Source organism: Robertmurraya korlensis NBRC 107688 (genome assembly GCF_001591645.1).
In the GTDB taxonomy this organism is placed as follows: domain Bacteria; phylum Bacillota; class Bacilli; order Bacillales; family Cytobacillaceae; genus Robertmurraya_A.
The window spans coordinates 1-16,093 of record NZ_BCVH01000020.1 but is presented as its reverse complement, the minus strand read 5'-3'; the positions used below and the strand labels follow the sequence as shown (position 1 = coordinate 16,093).

15 protein-coding genes are annotated in these 16,093 nt (G+C 36.5%); 10 read left to right on the top strand and 5 right to left on the bottom strand.

Features of this window, described 5'->3' with window-relative positions; translation table 11 throughout:
• Positions 1–9: 9 nt before the first annotated feature.
• The gene (locus tag BKO01S_RS19165; protein WP_066058105.1) at positions 10–687 is read right to left on the bottom strand and encodes a GNAT family N-acetyltransferase; all 678 of its coding nucleotides are present in this window, start codon (positions 685–687) and stop codon (positions 10–12) included.
• Between the two features lie 136 nt (positions 688–823).
• On the opposite strand from BKO01S_RS19165, the gene BKO01S_RS19160 reads away from it, so the two are divergent.
• Together BKO01S_RS19160 and BKO01S_RS19155 are read left to right on the top strand one after the other, a co-directional pair.
• Positions 824–1,273: a hypothetical protein gene (locus BKO01S_RS19160; RefSeq protein WP_066058101.1), complete on the top strand. Its 450-nt coding sequence runs from the start codon at positions 824–826 to the stop codon at positions 1,271–1,273.
• 66 nt (positions 1,274–1,339) lie between these two features.
• Positions 1,340–2,215 carry an NAD(P)-dependent oxidoreductase gene (locus tag BKO01S_RS19155; RefSeq protein WP_066058097.1) on the top strand — a complete coding sequence of 292 codons (876 nt, stop codon included), beginning with the start codon at positions 1,340–1,342 and terminating at the stop codon, positions 2,213–2,215.
• A gap of 37 nt (positions 2,216–2,252) precedes the next feature.
• Here BKO01S_RS19155 and BKO01S_RS19150 read toward each other — a convergent pair whose 3' ends face one another.
• Positions 2,253–3,407: an aminotransferase A gene (locus BKO01S_RS19150; RefSeq protein ID WP_066058094.1), complete on the bottom strand. Its 1,155-nt coding sequence runs from the start codon at positions 3,405–3,407 to the stop codon at positions 2,253–2,255.
• Positions 3,408–3,549: 142 nt separating this feature from the next.
• On the opposite strand from BKO01S_RS19150, the gene BKO01S_RS19145 reads away from it, so the two are divergent.
• A complete protein-coding gene (locus BKO01S_RS19145) occupies positions 3,550–4,008 on the top strand; it encodes a DinB family protein (RefSeq protein ID WP_066058091.1) in 459 nt (152 codons plus the stop codon).
• A gap of 134 nt (positions 4,009–4,142) precedes the next feature.
• Positions 4,143–5,048 carry a chemotaxis protein gene (locus tag BKO01S_RS19140; protein ID WP_066058088.1) on the top strand — a complete coding sequence of 302 codons (906 nt, stop codon included), beginning with the start codon at positions 4,143–4,145 and terminating at the stop codon, positions 5,046–5,048.
• Between the two features lie 46 nt (positions 5,049–5,094).
• Here the strand turns inward: BKO01S_RS19140 and BKO01S_RS19135 are convergent, their stop codons facing one another.
• Positions 5,095–5,559 (bottom strand): YkyB family protein, encoded by a 465-nt coding sequence (locus BKO01S_RS19135; protein ID WP_066058085.1) that lies wholly within the window; start codon positions 5,557–5,559, stop codon positions 5,095–5,097.
• Positions 5,560–5,746: 187 nt separating this feature from the next.
• Here BKO01S_RS19135 and BKO01S_RS19130 point away from each other — a divergent pair, with 187 nt between their 5' ends.
• From BKO01S_RS19130 to BKO01S_RS19120, 3 genes are all read left to right on the top strand, one after another.
• The gene (locus BKO01S_RS19130) at positions 5,747–7,267 is read left to right on the top strand and encodes a Ppx/GppA phosphatase family protein (protein ID WP_066058081.1); all 1,521 of its coding nucleotides are present in this window, start codon (positions 5,747–5,749) and stop codon (positions 7,265–7,267) included.
• Between the two features lie 102 nt (positions 7,268–7,369).
• Entirely contained in the window at positions 7,370–9,460 is a 2,091-nt protein-coding gene (locus tag BKO01S_RS19125; protein WP_066058078.1) for an RNA degradosome polyphosphate kinase, read from the top strand.
• Between the two features lie 149 nt (positions 9,461–9,609).
• On the top strand, positions 9,610–11,718 hold the full coding sequence (locus BKO01S_RS19120; RefSeq protein WP_066058075.1) for a putative bifunctional diguanylate cyclase/phosphodiesterase: 2,109 nt from the start codon (positions 9,610–9,612) through the stop codon (positions 11,716–11,718).
• A 13-nt stretch (positions 11,719–11,731) separates the two neighbouring features.
• Here the strand turns inward: BKO01S_RS19120 and BKO01S_RS19115 are convergent, their stop codons facing one another.
• On the bottom strand, positions 11,732–12,613 hold the full coding sequence (locus BKO01S_RS19115) for a metallophosphoesterase (protein WP_066058072.1): 882 nt from the start codon (positions 12,611–12,613) through the stop codon (positions 11,732–11,734).
• A 194-nt stretch (positions 12,614–12,807) separates the two neighbouring features.
• Here BKO01S_RS19115 and fadH point away from each other — a divergent pair, with 194 nt between their 5' ends.
• Positions 12,808–13,572, top strand: a complete 765-nt coding sequence (fadH, locus tag BKO01S_RS19110; protein ID WP_066058067.1) for a 2,4-dienoyl-CoA reductase — start codon at positions 12,808–12,810, stop codon at positions 13,570–13,572.
• 39 nt (positions 13,573–13,611) lie between these two features.
• On the opposite strand, the gene BKO01S_RS19105 is transcribed toward fadH, so the two are convergent.
• The gene (locus BKO01S_RS19105) at positions 13,612–14,274 is read right to left on the bottom strand and encodes a C39 family peptidase (protein WP_084362148.1); all 663 of its coding nucleotides are present in this window, start codon (positions 14,272–14,274) and stop codon (positions 13,612–13,614) included.
• A gap of 153 nt (positions 14,275–14,427) precedes the next feature.
• On the opposite strand from BKO01S_RS19105, the gene BKO01S_RS19100 reads away from it, so the two are divergent.
• Both BKO01S_RS19100 and BKO01S_RS19095 read left to right on the top strand, forming a co-directional pair.
• Positions 14,428–15,642, top strand: a complete 1,215-nt coding sequence (locus BKO01S_RS19100) for an EAL domain-containing protein (protein ID WP_066058064.1) — start codon at positions 14,428–14,430, stop codon at positions 15,640–15,642.
• An 80-nt stretch (positions 15,643–15,722) separates the two neighbouring features.
• A complete protein-coding gene (locus tag BKO01S_RS19095) occupies positions 15,723–15,953 on the top strand; it encodes a hypothetical protein (protein ID WP_066058061.1) in 231 nt (76 codons plus the stop codon).
• Positions 15,954–16,093 lie beyond the last annotated feature (140 nt).

The window sequence follows — 16,093 nt, the reverse complement described above, 5'->3', positions numbered from 1 at the left end:
CTGATTCAATCAGTTGGGTCTTTTTGTAAGAAACGGGTTTTTCCATTCCATCAGAAGTCCGTAATTTAATGATTGTTCATCCTCTAAATAATCCTTCACAGCTACAACTGGTGTTCTTCCACATCTTAATAAAAAGGTGATGACCGGATCTTTTAATTTTCCTTGAATCAGCCTCTCTACATATTCATCCACCGAAAGTTGATTCGCTTGCATTTGGTACCCGGGCATCCTGCCACCTCCTAGTAAGCGTTCGAGCTTAAGTTGGACTACTGTTTCATACATCGATTGCATAAGCCATTTTCCTAACCCTAACTTTCTATAAGTGGGAGAGATACAAATATCTACTATGTACAAGGTGTCTCCATCAGCTCTGTGGTTGGTAATATATCCATTATCAGTAGCTTCAGCCCAGGTATGATCCGGATGATTTTTATTAAATGTAGTAATTAATCCCGTAATAGAACCACAGATTTTCCCTGCCACCTCTACACATAATGCTCCTTCAGGGAATCGGTCGACATGATTGGTTAACTGTTCTTCGTTCCACCATAGCTCAGATGGAAAGGGAGGAGGAAATGCCTCTTGTTGAATCCGAATTAGTTCTTGAAAATCATCTTTTGTATATGTTCGAATGATTGCTTTTGTGGGTGTTGAAGAATTAAAGACATACAGTTCTTTATAATACATACCTATTCTCCCTTCTTTTTCCTGATTGTAAAATGAATGGAGTTGTATAGTCAAACAATGTCTATTTGTAAACTTTTTAAATGACTGTTTATACTTTTTATTTCTTGGCAAAGGTAAGTGATAAAGGAGGATGATTATGAAGAAAGCCATTTTATTATTGTTTTGTTCATTCATTCTAGCAGCATGTGAAGGAAGCCAAAAACAATCGTTTATTAATCAGTATGCAGATGTTTTACTTACGAAAAACAATGAGCTTCAATTTCGATTTAAATTTGATGAGAGATTATTTTCTGATGAAGATATGTACAAAGTAAAAGTCCTAATCCAAAATAAACAATTGGCAAAAGCATTAGGAACAACAGAAATTTATTACGGTGAGCAGTATGTTCATGAGGGAAAATTACTACATGTAGGAAATCAGGAAGAAGTTTATCTTTCAATGGATCCAATCCCCTTACAAATTGATTTACATACTTTTGTATTAGAAGAGATGATTCAACAAGAGAAAGCAGTTATGGTACAAATTTTTAATGAAGATGATATGATTGTTGCGGGATATGTACAAAACTTCCAATCTCAGTTGTAGTCATCTCTTTGAACTAATTGGAAATAAGTGATAAAATACTACTTATTTCTAAAGGGAGATGTGAGTATGGAGCTGAAGGCAGATAGTACAATTGGGTTTATTGGATTAGGTGTTATGGGGAAAAGTATGGCGAGAAATCTATTAAAAGCAGGTTATAAGGTCGTTGCATACACCCGTACCAAAGAAAAAGCCCTAGACATATTAGATGAAGGGGTAGTTTGGCTGGAATCACCAGAGACTCTCGCCAAAAAGGCAGATATCATCATAACAATGGTTGGATATCCATCTGACGTTGAACAAATCTATCTTGGAGAAAATGGAATTGTACATATGAGTAGGCAAGGTACTTTCTTAATAGATATGACAACCTCTACTCCAACATTGGCAAAAAAAATATATAGTGAGTCTAAGAAAAAAGGCCTTTATGTTGTAGACGCTCCTGTTTCAGGGGGGGATATTGGAGCAAGAGAAGGCAAACTTTCCATTATGGTTGGTGGAGACCAAGAAGTATTTGATACATTGCAGCCTGTATTTCAGGTATTAGGTAGCAATATTGTATATCAAGGAAGCGCTGGTGCAGGACAACATACAAAAATGTGTAACCAAATTGCCATCGCATCTAATATGCTGGGTGTATGTGAAGCGGTGGTATACGCGGAAAAGGCTGGACTTGACCCGACTACTGTACTCCAAAGTATTTCTTCTGGAGCAGCAGGAAGCTGGTCTCTTTCAAATCTCGCCCCAAGGATGATTGGAGGAGATTTTTCTCCTGGATTTTATATAAAACATTTTATTAAAGATATGACGATTGCTTTAAACGAGGCAGAGCAAATGGGAATGATGACTCCTGGCTTGGCACTTGCTAAATCACTATACGAGAAGCTCGCGGAGCAAGGCGAGGAAGAGAGTGGTACTCAGGCTCTTTATAAATATTGGCAGTAAAAAAACGAGCTCGAATCTGAGCTCGTTTTTTCTATTTTTACAACTGATGATCTTTTAGAAATGCCTCAAGTCTATCCAAGGCTTCAGCAAGTACTTCCATTGAATACGCAAACGAAATACGTATATATCCCTCGCCCAGCGGAGAAAATGCACTTCCTGGAACAACTGCTACTCCTCGTTCTTTTACTAATTGAAGGGCGAAGTCAAATGAATTCGGAAATGCATTGGGGAGCTTAACAAAGAAATAGAAGGCTCCATCTGGTTTCACGACTGATAAATTCATCTTGTTCAATCGCTCATTCACAAACTCTCTTCGTTCCAAATATGCGTGTTTCATTTCATCAGCATCATTAACTCCTACTGTAAGTGCTTGTAAAGCAGCCATCTGAGAAACAGACGTGGCACAAGAAACATTATATTGGTGAACCTTTAAAATATGTTCGGTTATCGAACTAGGAGCAAAAAGCATTCCAATTCGCCAACCGGTCATTGAGTGTGATTTTGAAAGGCCATTAATGACAATCGTTTTTTCTTTTAAAATCGTACCGATGGAAAAGTGTTTATGATCAAACACTAATTCACTGTATATTTCATCTGCTAATACAAATATATCTTTGTCTCTCAGTAATTCTGCAATATCGATAAGTTCTTCCCTTGTTAAACTTACTCCAGTAGGGTTGGATGGATAAGGCAAGACGATACAACGAGTTTTGTCAGTGATATAGTTTCTTATAATATCAGCAGTCATTCGGAAATTGTTCTGTCTTGTATCTGCATATACGGGGGCTGCTCCACATAATTTGATAATTGGCTCGTAGCCAGGGTATACAGGTCCAGGTAAAATAACCTCGACACCTTCCTCTAATATCGTTCGAAACGTAATATCAATCGCTTCGCTTGCTCCAGAGGTAATAATGATTTCATCTTCCGGATTGTAAGTTAAATCGTATTTAGACTGGACAAATTGAGCTGCTGCTGTACGTAATTCAATGTATCCCGCATTATGCGTATATGTAGTATAATTTTCATCAATTGCTCGTTTTCCAGCTTCTTTTACATGCTCAGGAGTAGGGAAATCTGGTTGGCCAAGAGTTAATGAAATCATATTCTTTGTACCTGCAACCATATTAAAAAACTTTCGAATTCCTGATATTTCTATGTTCTTTACTTTTGAATTAATCATATGTTCCAAGTGATCACTCTCCTATTCGTATATTTTATCATGTTGAGGAATAAGAGTGAAAAAATCCTCTCAATTTTCATATCAAAATGGGACTCTTCTGGGTTAATATGGAAGTATATAAGAAGGAAAGATATTTTAAGGGGGAAAGAGTATGAATAAGGTAGAAATTACTCAAGCTTATGAAAGCTTAAACCAATGGTTTCAGTCACTAAATGAGGTTGATGAACAAAAATGGTTTGCACCAATCGATGAAGGAAAATGGTCAATGGCTGCTTGTCTATCACATCTATTATTTTGGGATCGATTTTCACTTGAGGAAAGATTTCCTTTCATTAAAGAAGGAGCTAGTTTACCGCCATTTCCTGATTTTCAAACGGTGAACAACAAGGCTCACGATTATGCGGAAAGTGGAATCACGAAAACGGAATTATTACATGAGTTAATTCATACTAGAATGGAGCTTCTCTCCATTATAACTTCCTATAGTGAAGAAGAACTAGATACTTCATTTTCTATAGGGGATCATCAGTTTACTATACGTGAATATTTTGTAGACTTTATTCAACATGACTATCATCATAAAAATCAAATAGAAGTGTTACTTTCATAGTTTACTAGTTGTCTAAAGATGGTAGAAAAGTAACATATTTTATTTAAAAGAGAACTGTTAATTCAACGGTTTCGTGGTATAGTATGTGTATGCTAACACAGATACCATGCTAGTTAAAAGGGGTCGAACCGTTTATGGATAATAAAAAAGGAATCTTATTAGAAAGCGGAACTAATGAACTAGAAATAGTTGAATTTAGTATCGGGAAAAATAAATTCGGTATTAATGTTATAAAAGTAAAAGAAATAATAAATCCAGTTCAAGTCATTCAAGTACCTCATTCTCATCCACATGTTGAGGGAATCATTGAACTAAGAGGGGAAGTATTACCAGTAGTTAATGTTGCTAATGCTTTAGGCTTTCCTCCTTCACAATCTCCCGAACAGGATAAATTTATTGTTGCTGAATTTAACAAACAAAAGATAGTCTTTCACGTTCATACGGTAACACAAATTCACCGTATTTCATGGGACCAAATTGAAAAGCCTTCAGAGATGTACCAAGGTCCAGAGAGTCAGATTATTGGAGTGGTTAAGCTTCATGGTGAAATGATATTACTACTTGATTTTGAAAAGATCGTTGTTGAAATCAACCCTGAGACAGGGATTAACGTTCAACAAGTGAAAAAGCTCGGACAAAGAGAAAGATCATCAAAAAAATTAGTAGTGGCAGAGGATTCTCCTTTATTAAGAAAACTTCTTCATGATACGTTAAATGAAGCAGGGTTTCATAAAATTGAGTTTTTTGAAAATGGGAAAGATGCCCTTCATTACCTAGAAACGATCAGTTCTCAAGGGAAAAACATAACAGATGAGGTTCAGCTGGTAATAACTGATATTGAAATGCCTCAAATGGATGGACATCATTTTACAAAAAGAGTGAAAGAAAATAGTCAAACGGCGAAACTTCCGGTTATTATTTTCTCTTCGCTAATTACGGATGACCTTCGCCATAAAGGTCATATGGTTGGTGCAGATGCACAGGTTAGTAAGCCTGAAATTGCCGAATTAGTTCAATTAATTGACAAACATATACTATAATAAAAAAAGGTGTTCCTAAAAATATAGACTTTAGGAACACCTTTTTTTAAAAATAGCTCTCACCTAATTTTTTAAAGACAGGCTTTTCATATCCTTTTTTCTTAAAAGTGTTGCTTGCCTCTTCTTTCAATCCGGTGTATTTAGATAGAAGTTTCTTTGCCTGACTAAGTGATAGAACGGCTCTAGGATTTCGTATATTATCATTTAATTTTCCTAAGTGTGGAAGATTCTCGAAGTCCTGTTTTGATGGGGGAAGATGGAAGGAGTAGTTTCCACACACAACGAGAACATCTGATTGTTGCTGGCTATATTTTGGATTGTTGGAGAAATGTAAGCCTTCCTTTCTAGCTTTCCCTTCCTGAATAAGCTTCTGTAGGGATTTTCGCTTCAATTCATATAAAAATTTTGGATTTGGAGCAGTTTTTGCATGACGATTCACAATGAAGATTGCCTGTGAGAGGTTTTCTATCGTTGGTTTTATAGGAGGATAATGTGTTTTTTCCTGACTCAAGGTTTTGAGCTCCTTTCACTAGTTAAAACTACTGTATTGTTATTATACCTTTTTTTAGTTGGAAAGAAAATGGTTGAGAATAAATGATTATAAAAAACCAGATTGAATGGATAAGCTAAATGGTTAGAGGAATGTCGAACGTGGAATAGAATAAATATAATAGTGATTAGTAAAGGAGTTAGAACAGATGAATAAGTGGGCTGTTATTGATATAGGATCAAACACGATACGACTAGTTATATATGTAGAAACCACAAACAATTTCTACAAAGAAGTGGAAAATATTAAGGCTGTTGCAAGGCTTAGACAGTACTTAAATGAAGAAAAAATTCTCTCCGATCAGGGAGTTCAGAAATGTCTAACGATCCTTAAGGGGTTTAAAGAGATAATTGACTTTAATGGGATAAAAGAAATAAAATGCGTTGCTACCGCAACTATAAGACAAGCAGTGAATAAATCTGAAGTTCTAGAAAAGGTCATGGGAGAAGTTGGATATGACATCGACATTTTAAGTGAGGAAGAAGAAGCTTATCTTGGCTTTTTAGCCGTAGTGAACACGACGGCAGTAAAGGATGGTGTAACAATTGATATTGGTGGGGGAAGCACAGAAATTACCTATTATCAAAATAAAACGCTTGTACATTCACATAGTTTCCCATTTGGTGTCGTTTCTTTAAAGGAAAAGTTTATGAGTGGAAGCCGGATGACAAATGAAGAAAAAATGGCCCTTCAAAAAATGGTCATGGAAGCCCTAGAATCATTACCTTGGCTAAAGAACAAACATGTTCCCATTGTAGCTATTGGTGGGAGCGCTAGAAATATTGCTCAAGTCCATCAACATGTAAAAAACTATCCATTAGCAGGAATTCATCAGTATGATATGAGCCCAAATGATTTAAATAATATTTTACGAATGATGGAAACGATGGAGGTTTCTGATATTGAAAAATTAGAGGGACTATCAAAGGATAGAGCAGATATCATCCTTCCGGCACTTGAAGTGTTTGACATGCTATGTATGTATGTTCAAGCCACTCGTTTTATTTTTAGTAAAAGAGGTCTAAGAGAGGGGATACTTTACAAAGAAAAAGGGAGGGGAAAGAAACCATCTGATTTTATATTGGAAAGCAGTATCGATCAACTAATAAGGGATTATGGAATAGAAGAAGGTCATTCCGACCATGTAGCATGGCTAGCAAAACAAATTTACTTCGAACTTTCTGCTATTTTCGGAAAGAAAACAAATGGATATAGTGAGCGTCTAATTGAACAAAGTGCTCGCATATATTATATTGGGCAATACGTCGATCCAGACGTTAGCAGCCAGCATACGTTTAACCTTCTTGCGCATCAATCCATAGACGGTATTACACATAAGGAAAGACTCATTCTTGCCTTGATTGCATCGTATAAAAACTGGGCACTTTTGAAGCAATACTCAACCCCCTTCGTAGAATGGTTCTCAAAAGGAGAATTAAAGGATATTCGAATAGCTGGTGGGATGGTTAAGCTAGCCTCTGCGTTAGATTCATCAAAACGTATGCAAGTGAAGGGTATAAAGGTTCATAAAAAACAGGATGAACTAATTTTTCATCTATCTTGTATGGGTAATACTTTTGTCGAACAATATCAAGCGGAAAAACAGATTCGTCATTTAGAGAAATCGCTAAAATATAAAATCACTCTTGAGTTCACCTCAAATAGGTAAAAAGGTACATATTTACAATTTCTTTACAAAATCCTTTTGATTATTTTGATAAGATGAAAATATGTCGATGTCGAATACTGTTGAAAAAGGATGGGAGAACGAATGAATGGTGAGAGGCAATACAATCTACCTTCCTATTATAATAACCGTGAGTTAAGTTGGTTAGCTTTTAATGCAAGAGTGCTTGAAGAAGCACTTGATACGAGTAATCCACTTCTAGAAAGGTTAAGGTTTCTATCGATATTTAGTTCAAACCTAGATGAATTCTTTATGGTTCGAGTGGCTGGTTTACAGGACCAAGTAGATGCGGGTTATAATAGGCCGGAAAACAAGGCAGGTTTAACACCGAAACAGCAGCTTGAGGAAATTTCGAAGCTCACACATAAGCTGGTAAATACTCAATGTGAAACCTTTACAAATGCCCTACTTCCAGAATTGAAAAAGGAATCTATTTATCTCCTTGCCATTAAAAGCTTGGAAAAAAAACAAATCTCTTTTTTAGAGGAATATTTTGAGGATCAGATTTTCCCTGTATTAACTCCGATGGCCATTGATGCGTATCGTCCTTTTCCAATGCTATCAAACAAAAGTTTAAACCTTGCCGTTATGCTAGAAGAGATGATAGAGGGCCAGAAAAGTAATCGGCTTGCATTTGTTCAAGTACCAGCGGTTCTTAATCGATTTATTAGTATCCCAAGCGAGGAAGGTAGCTCATTTGTTTTATTAGAGAATGTGATCTGCTACTTTATACATAAGCTTTTTACAGGATATAAAGTAGTATCGGTTACCCCTTTTCGTATTACGAGAAATGCGGATTTAACGATACATGAAGAGGGCTCGAGAGACCTACTACTGGAAATTGAAAAGGAGTTAAAAAAACGAAAATGGGGAGCAGCAGTCCGATTGGAAGTTAGTGATGACCATTTTGACCACTCTGTTGTTGACCATATAACAAAAGAACTAGAGTTAGATGAAGAGGATATATACAAAATAAATGGACCACTCGATCATACCTTTTTAGCCCAGTTTGCCAAGCATGTTTCAAGAAAAAGAGAACACTTAAACTTTGAAGCTTTTATTCCTCAAAAGCCAGTGGATCTCGATTTCGGCGAAAATTTATTTACGAAGCTCCTTGAACAGGATGTTCTTTTACATCACCCGTACGAATCGTTTCAGCCTGTAGTTGACTTTGTTACTGAAGCGGCAAGTGACGCCGATGTTTTAGCCATTAAACAAACCTTATATCGTGTAAGTGGGGATTCTCCTATTATTACTGCTCTTAAAAATGCTGCAGAAAATGGAAAGCAGGTAACCGTACTAGTAGAGTTAAAGGCAAGGTTTGATGAGGAAAACAATGTTCACTGGGCTAAAGAACTAGAGAAGGCAGGCTGCCATGTGATATATGGTATGACCCACTTAAAAACACACAGTAAGATCACTTTAGTAGTTAGAAGAAGAAATCAAATAATTGAAAGGTTTGTTCATCTAGGAACCGGAAACTATAATGATCAAACAGCTAACTTTTATACAGATGTAGGATATTTAACCTCCAAACGAAAGTTTGGTATTGATGCAACAAACTTTTTTAACTTTCTGAGTGGATATACAGAAAAGCCAAAGTATAATCATTTAGTCGTTGCACCGTATGATATAAGAGGGAAGTTTATAGAGTTAATAGACCAAGAAATTTCCTATCACAAGCAATATAATAATGGCAAGATTATTGCAAAGATGAACTCACTTACGGATAAGGAATTAATTATGAAGCTATACGAGGCATCGGCTGCAGGAGTCAAAATCGATTTGATCATTCGAGGAATTTGCTGTCTAAAACCAAAAATTCCAATGGTTAGTGAAAATATTCGTGTCATAAGTATTGTTGGTCGCTTTTTAGAGCATAGCCGTATTTATTATTTCTATCATAACGGGGAGGAAAGGGTATTCTTATCTTCAGCCGACATGATGACAAGAAATATGGAAAAGCGAGTAGAGATTCTCTTTCCGATCTTGGAAAATCACCATAAGGACCGAATTAGTCATATATTAAATCTGCAGCTGTCAGACAACGTAAAAGCAAGAGAACAGGATCAAGATGGGAAGTACTCGTATGTCTCTTCTAACAAAAATTCCTTATTAAACCATCAAGTGGAACTTATGAAAGAAACCTATCAATTAAGAGAAGATGAGGAATGAGAGATGCTAAAGTATCTCTCTTTTTTGTACTCTAGATCAGTTGCCCTACTTCATAAAACAACTTGACGATAGCATCGATATTTAAGGATAATATAAGTTAAGAAGTTTTTTACTACAACAAAATGCTCAGGTCAAACGAGGATGATGGGATGGAGCAGTTTAAAAAAGTAATCTCTCGAGAAGTGATAAATGATAAAAATAGACGTGAAATAGAAGGGATGATCTTTGATATAATCCTTAACCATATTAATGATATGGTGTTCATAATGAAGGTGGATGGAGATCAGTTTCGATATGTTTTTGCTAATAAAGCGGGTGCGACACATGCAAAGCTGACAGTGGAAACAATGGGGAAAACCTTGTATGAAGTAATGCCCTTAATGATTGCCGAAAGACTACAAGCTGTATACAACACAGTATTAGAATCAAAAGAAGTTCAAGTATTTTTTGATCAATCAACATTAGAGGACGGTAAAATGGTTTATGGTCAATCGATTTTGACACCAGTCCTTAATGAAAATAAGGAAGTTAGATTTGTTGTCTCAGTCACTCGTGATATTACAGAGCTAGAAACGGAAAAAAGTCGACTAATAGTAACTGAACAGCGTTATCGGTCTATTGTGGATCATAATCTCGATGGAGTTATTCTTGCTACGTTGGTTGGTGACATTATTGATGCCAATCCAGCAAGCGAACATCTCTCAGGGTACACAATTGATGAGTTAAAGCAGAAATCAATATTTGATTTTGTTGGTGAAGATGCTGATAAATTTAGAGAATTTATTAATCATTCACTATCGGGAATATCCCTAGAGACTCTAGACTTCCGTATGGTAAACCGTAATAATCGGAAAATTACAGTCCATATAAAGACCGTTCCTTTAACGATTCATAATAAAATTACAGGTATTTATATGATCTTTCGAGATATTACGGAACAGGCTACTAATGCTGAGACGATAAAATTCATGGCATTTCATGACCAGCTAACGGGTTTATACAATAGAAGGGCATTGTTACGTGATTTAGATATTCTTTTAAATCAATCAGTAAGTAATAATGAAGAACCATTTTCTCTTCTTTCCATTGATATAGACCGGTTTAAACAATTAAATGATTCTCTGGGTCACTTTGCTGGTGATCAAATTTTAATCAAGGTGGCTGAACGATTAAGTATTGATCGGACAGACGATTATAAGGTCTACCGTCAGGGTGGAGATGAATTTATTGTCCTTCTAAAGGGAAATAGGCAAAGCGCAAACCAACTCGCTCAAAATATTTTGAAACGATTTGCAAAGTCCTTTTATTTAGAGTCACATGAATATTATATTTCTCCTAGTATTGGGTTAAGCATGTATCCTCAGGATGGAAAAGATGCGGAAACTCTAATGAAAAATGCTGATGAAGCATTGTTTCGTGTGAAAGAGAAGGGAAAAGCACATTATCAATTTTATCGAAGTGAAAAAACACAATCATTTGCCAATATCGTTTCGATAGAGACGCAACTTAGAAAAGCTCTTGAGCGAGATGAATTTATTCTTTTATATCAGCCACAGGTAGAACTAAGAAACGGGAAAATCAATAGCTTTGAGGCATTGATCAGGTGGAATTCGAAGGAATTTGGGTTGGTCCCCCCATCAGAATTTATTCCGCTTTCGGAAGATACGGGTTTAATCATTCCTATAGGTAATTGGGTAATTGAACAGGCTTGTAAGCAAATCAAAGAATGGAATACTCTTTGTGATGAGGATATTTCGATTGCTATTAATATATCTGCCAAACAATTTCAACAACCAACTCTTGTCAATACAATCAAAAAAGCAATTCAAACATTTCAAATTAAGCCTAGCTTACTCGAAATTGAGATTACAGAGGGAATTATGCAGGATACAGTGGAAACGGCTCCCATCCTAAAAAGTTTAAAGGATTTAGGGGTTAGAATAGCCATTGATGATTTTGGAACAGGGTATTCATCTTTAAACTATTTAAAAAATTTCCCTATTGATGGTCTTAAAGTAGATCAGTCCTTTGTACGAGGTATTCATAATAACGAAAAGGATGCTGCCATTACAACTACAATCATTCACCTAGCAAATAGCCTCGGAATGACGGTGGTTGCTGAAGGGATTGAGGAAGAGGCGCAGGCAGAGTTTCTATTAAATACAGATTGTCACAAAGGACAGGGATATTTTTATTCCAAACCATTAACAAAAATGGATATTGAACATACGATTTTTAACAGACCGGCCAATTCGTAATGGACGGTCTGTTTTATTTTTGAAGTGATTGTAGAGTAAATAGTGTAATTTCTGGTGGCGACAGAAATCGAAAAGGAAGTCTTGTTGTCCCTAAACCTCTATTTACATAAAGAGTCAAAGGATTACTTGTTTGTCCGATTTGATAAAACCCTTCATAATACTTTTTTGCGAATGGGGGCTTAATTATTGCACCTAAAAAAGGGATTTGGATTTGTCCACCATGACTGTGTCCACTTAATTGGAGGTGAACATTTCCGATACCTGCTGCCTGGTCGGCTAAATCAGGTGCATGTGATAGAAGTATGGTATATGCATTGTCTGGAATAGTTTCCAAGGTACCTTGAATATCTGGCATTCCTAACATTGCATCGTCAATCCCGGCGATATACACACTCTCGTTTGTAAGAAGGGATATCTGCTGAGCTTCGTTTAACAAAAGTGTAAATCCAGCCTCTTTCATAACATTTCTATATAAATCCGAACCATAGCCTCCATGATCATGGTTCCCATATATAGCAAAAGAACCAAACGGAGCTTGGAGGTTTTTTAAAATGGGGGCAATCAAGTTAATCTCAGCATATTGATTAGGTGTATCCATCAAATCACCAGTAAATAAAATGATGTCGGGCTTTAGTGCATTTATCTTATTGACCAGTTCCTTTAGCTGGGGTAAATCATATTGAAATCCAATATGTGTATCACTGAATTGAAGTATTTTAAAGCCATTAAAACCACTAGGAATCATAGGGTGGGTTATCGAATGCTGCTTAATGGATAATAGTTTCGGCTCAATTTCTCGGGCATAGAAGCCGCCTCCACCTATCGCAACAATTCCTGTTAGGAGGGTACCAAATCCTTTTTTCAAAAATCGTCTTCTCGACATTTTTGTTTTCATTACAAATCAACCTATTCTCATTTCTAAATTTAGGACAATCCACTTTATACTAACAAAATCATGGAGATATGAGAACTAAAAAGGCGTGATTTATTCCTTGTCCATGAATATATGTATACAGAAGGAGAATAAAAAATGATAAAATAAAAGTGAATGAATGTTCATTCTTTTTTTAGAGAAAAGGGGGATGGAAGATGGATAAGAAGGTTGTTATTATTACAGGTGGATCTTCTGGTATGGGCAAAGCGATGGCGAAAAAATTTGCGTTAAGCGGGTTTTATGTTGTTATTACTGGAAGAGATGAAGAAAAACTGCAAGCTGCGAAAAAGGAAATTGAAAAAGAAAATGATCAGGTACTAACTGTCAAAATGGATGTTAGGCAGGTGGAGGACATTAAAAGAATGATTGATCTAACAGATGAATCATTCGGGCGGATCGATATTCTCATTAACAATGCTGCAGGAAACTTTATCTGTCCAGCAGAAAAACTATCTGTAAATGGGTGGAACTCTGTTATTAATATTGTGTTAAACGGTACGTTCTATTGTAGTAGCGAGGTTGGGAAGTACTGGATCAATAAAGGGATAAAGGGGAGCATCATAAATATGGTTGCTACATATGCCTGGAATGCAGGTGCAGGAGTCATCCATTCAGCAGCTGCAAAGGCGGGAGTGTTATCAATGACAAGAACTCTCGCTGTTGAGTGGGGAAAAAGCTATGGAATAAGGGTAAACGCCATCGCTCCAGGTCCTATTGAACGCACAGGTGGTGCACAGCGGCTATGGGAGTCACAAGAGGCTGCTACCCGAACTCTTTCGAGCGTACCGCTAGGAAGACTAGGCACCCCAGAAGAAATTGCTGAATTGGCCCATTTCTTAAGCTCAGAAGGTGCTCATTATATAAACGGTGAATGTATTACGATGGATGGTGGACAATGGCTTAATCAGCATCCATTTTAAAATGAGAAGACAGGCTAGTGTCATACTAGCCTGTTTCTTTTATTGATAGCTTACCGCTCTGTTTTTTAATGCATGCCATGACTGAAGAAATTGTTGTTTGTTTACTTTTACCTGTTTTCTACCTGATAAAGGATCATTTAAATAAACAAAGGATTGATCAAAGCCTACAAGAACGACCGCATGTAGGTCAAGTGGTGTAATTATTTTTTTATTTCCATGCATCCAAGACTCTGGTCGATCCGGTAAACGGTAATCACCTGTCGTCCAGACAACTACAGGAAAGCCCTTGGCTACATGAGCTTCAATTTCACTAAACGATTTATTTGTTAAATTGACCGCTTTCCCCGGAAGGTAAGCGTTAATTAGGTTAATTATAGGACCATCAAATACTGCATAGCCTGCGCTTCTACCGGTCATATCACCAACAAACCCTTCATCAGGGTCTCCCCAGCGGATAATATCACCATTTTGTTTTACTATAGGATCATTGTCTTTTTTTATCTTATTGTATAGATCCATTTTATTTGTTTGGACTCCAGCAAATTGGAGCATCATGGCGAGGCTTGTAACTTCACACCCATATCTTAGCTCTGGGTTTTGTTTTATCAAAGGAACATCCAACATGGCATTGTTTTGAGCCAATGAAGGAAAGGGAAACGTAATCACTAAAAGAACGGATAGAAACAAAGATCTTATTTTCATTTTGTTTTACCTTCCTTTCGTGGTTAACGTTAGAATGCTGAAAAGGAAGGGAGAATATAAGATAAGGTTGTTGGAAGAGGTACATGGAAAAGGAATATTAAGCCTATTTATGGTATAATTATTGAAAAGTTTGATGGTAGGGAGCGATCGTAATTGGATGCATTGGATATCTTAACAGATCTTGAAAATGTTATTCCTTTTTTCCAGCCGATATTCAGTGCGGATGAACACCAGGTTATCGGTTATGAGATTTTAGGAAGGTACTATGATGGCTCTGAGTATAGAAGCCTTGGTCCATTTTTCCATGATTCAAGTATTCCTGAGGAATATCGAACGGAAGTTGACCAAGTCGTATTAAAAAAAGCCCTAGATCGGTTTTTAGAGGTTGATGAACACCTTTTGATTTTTATAAACAGGGACGCAGACTTGTTAATGAAGGGGGCAGATGAACCTTTCTTAGAACTATTGCACGAATACGAAGAGCTTGGCCTATCTTTAAATCGATATGTGCTCGAGATTTCGGAAGCTAACTATAAAGGTGAGCTCGATCAACTTGATCATTTTTTTAATTATTTAAAGACGTTAGGCATTAAAATAGCTATAGACAAGTTAGGTCACGAAAGCAGTCACTTAGATCGAATTGGCCAGCTTTCCCCAAATATACTGAAAGTAGATTTACGTGCCCTTCGCTCTAACCGTGCATCACAAGGTTTTCAGGATATTTTGTATTCACTATCTCTTTTAGCACGTAAAATTGGTGCGACCTTATTATTCGAAAACATAGAAATGGTATATCAACTCCAATTTGCTTGGAAAAATGGTGGAAGGTATTACCAAGGGTTTTACTTACATAAGCCCGCAAAGGATTTTGTCGAGCGGACCATTTTAAAGGATAAGCTTAAGGAAGAGTTTCACCGTTTTATTTCATACGAGAAAAAACGTATTGAAACTTTACATCAAATTACAGAATCCTTTCAAGTCAGAATGCAGGATTTAGTTTCAAAATATAAAAAGCAAGAAAAATACGAGGATTTCTTAACCTCATTAACAAAGGAATTAGATTCAATTGCTTTTCGTTTATACATTTGCGACGAAGATGGATTTCAGGTGTCACCAAACTTATTTAAAGGTGATAACGAATGGGTTAGCCAAGTGGAATATATGAATAAGAACTGGAGCTGGAGACCATATTTCTTAGAAAATATTCATAAGATGCGCTTTGAGAAAAAAGGCATTTTGTCTGATGTATACAGCGATATCGAAATCGGTGATAACATTCGAACATTCTCCTACCCATTAAGTTCAATGCACTATTTGTTTATTGATCTTTCCTATGCATTTCTTTATGACAATGACGGTTTGTTATAATTTATCCTTTTTATAAAAGAATAAACAATGATGGTTGTGGAATCGTATAGATATGACACTTTATAAAGGAGGAGTTCTCCTTGAGTACTTACATGTCAATCTTACTGTTTATATCCATGGGTGTCCTTGTTTTTTCACTAGGATATACATTAGCAGTCACTAGAAGACCAAAGCAACTAAAACCAGAAGCGGATACCCCTCTACCGGAAAAGGTACAATCGCATATATACTTGCGAAACCCGGTGTTTCTTTCATATGGAATTTTCTTCGTGCTGCTAATTCTAATCATCTTATTTTATAACCTGTCGTAAAAAACCTCTATACTTAGGGGTTTTTTTGTGTGTTTATAGGGATTTAAGAGGGCTGGTAATCGTGCCCCAACGCGATCTGGTGATAGCCGATGGTCTAGAATAGAAGGTAAACATGCCCGAAAGCAACCGTGAGGAAGGGG

Excerpts from the sequence above, each read along its gene's own strand:
- BKO01S_RS19125 (WP_066058078.1), top strand. The coding sequence starts at position 7,370 with ATGAATGGTGAGAGGCAATACAATCTACCTTCCTATTATAATAACCGT.
- BKO01S_RS19105 (WP_084362148.1), bottom strand. The coding sequence starts at position 14,274 with ATGAAAATAAGATCTTTGTTTCTATCCGTTCTTTTAGTGATTACGTTT.
- BKO01S_RS19140 (WP_066058088.1), top strand. The coding sequence starts at position 4,143 with ATGGATAATAAAAAAGGAATCTTATTAGAAAGCGGAACTAATGAACTA.
- BKO01S_RS19165 (WP_066058105.1), bottom strand. The coding sequence starts at position 687 with ATGTATTATAAAGAACTGTATGTCTTTAATTCTTCAACACCCACAAAA.
- BKO01S_RS19115 (WP_066058072.1), bottom strand. The coding sequence starts at position 12,613 with ATGAAAACAAAAATGTCGAGAAGACGATTTTTGAAAAAAGGATTTGGT.
- BKO01S_RS19145 (WP_066058091.1), top strand. The coding sequence starts at position 3,550 with ATGAATAAGGTAGAAATTACTCAAGCTTATGAAAGCTTAAACCAATGG.
- BKO01S_RS19130 (WP_066058081.1), top strand. The coding sequence starts at position 5,747 with ATGAATAAGTGGGCTGTTATTGATATAGGATCAAACACGATACGACTA.
- BKO01S_RS19160 (WP_066058101.1), top strand. The coding sequence starts at position 824 with ATGAAGAAAGCCATTTTATTATTGTTTTGTTCATTCATTCTAGCAGCA.
- BKO01S_RS19120 (WP_066058075.1), top strand. The coding sequence starts at position 9,610 with ATGGAGCAGTTTAAAAAAGTAATCTCTCGAGAAGTGATAAATGATAAA.
- fadH (WP_066058067.1), top strand. The coding sequence starts at position 12,808 with ATGGATAAGAAGGTTGTTATTATTACAGGTGGATCTTCTGGTATGGGC.
- BKO01S_RS19155 (WP_066058097.1), top strand. The coding sequence starts at position 1,340 with ATGGAGCTGAAGGCAGATAGTACAATTGGGTTTATTGGATTAGGTGTT.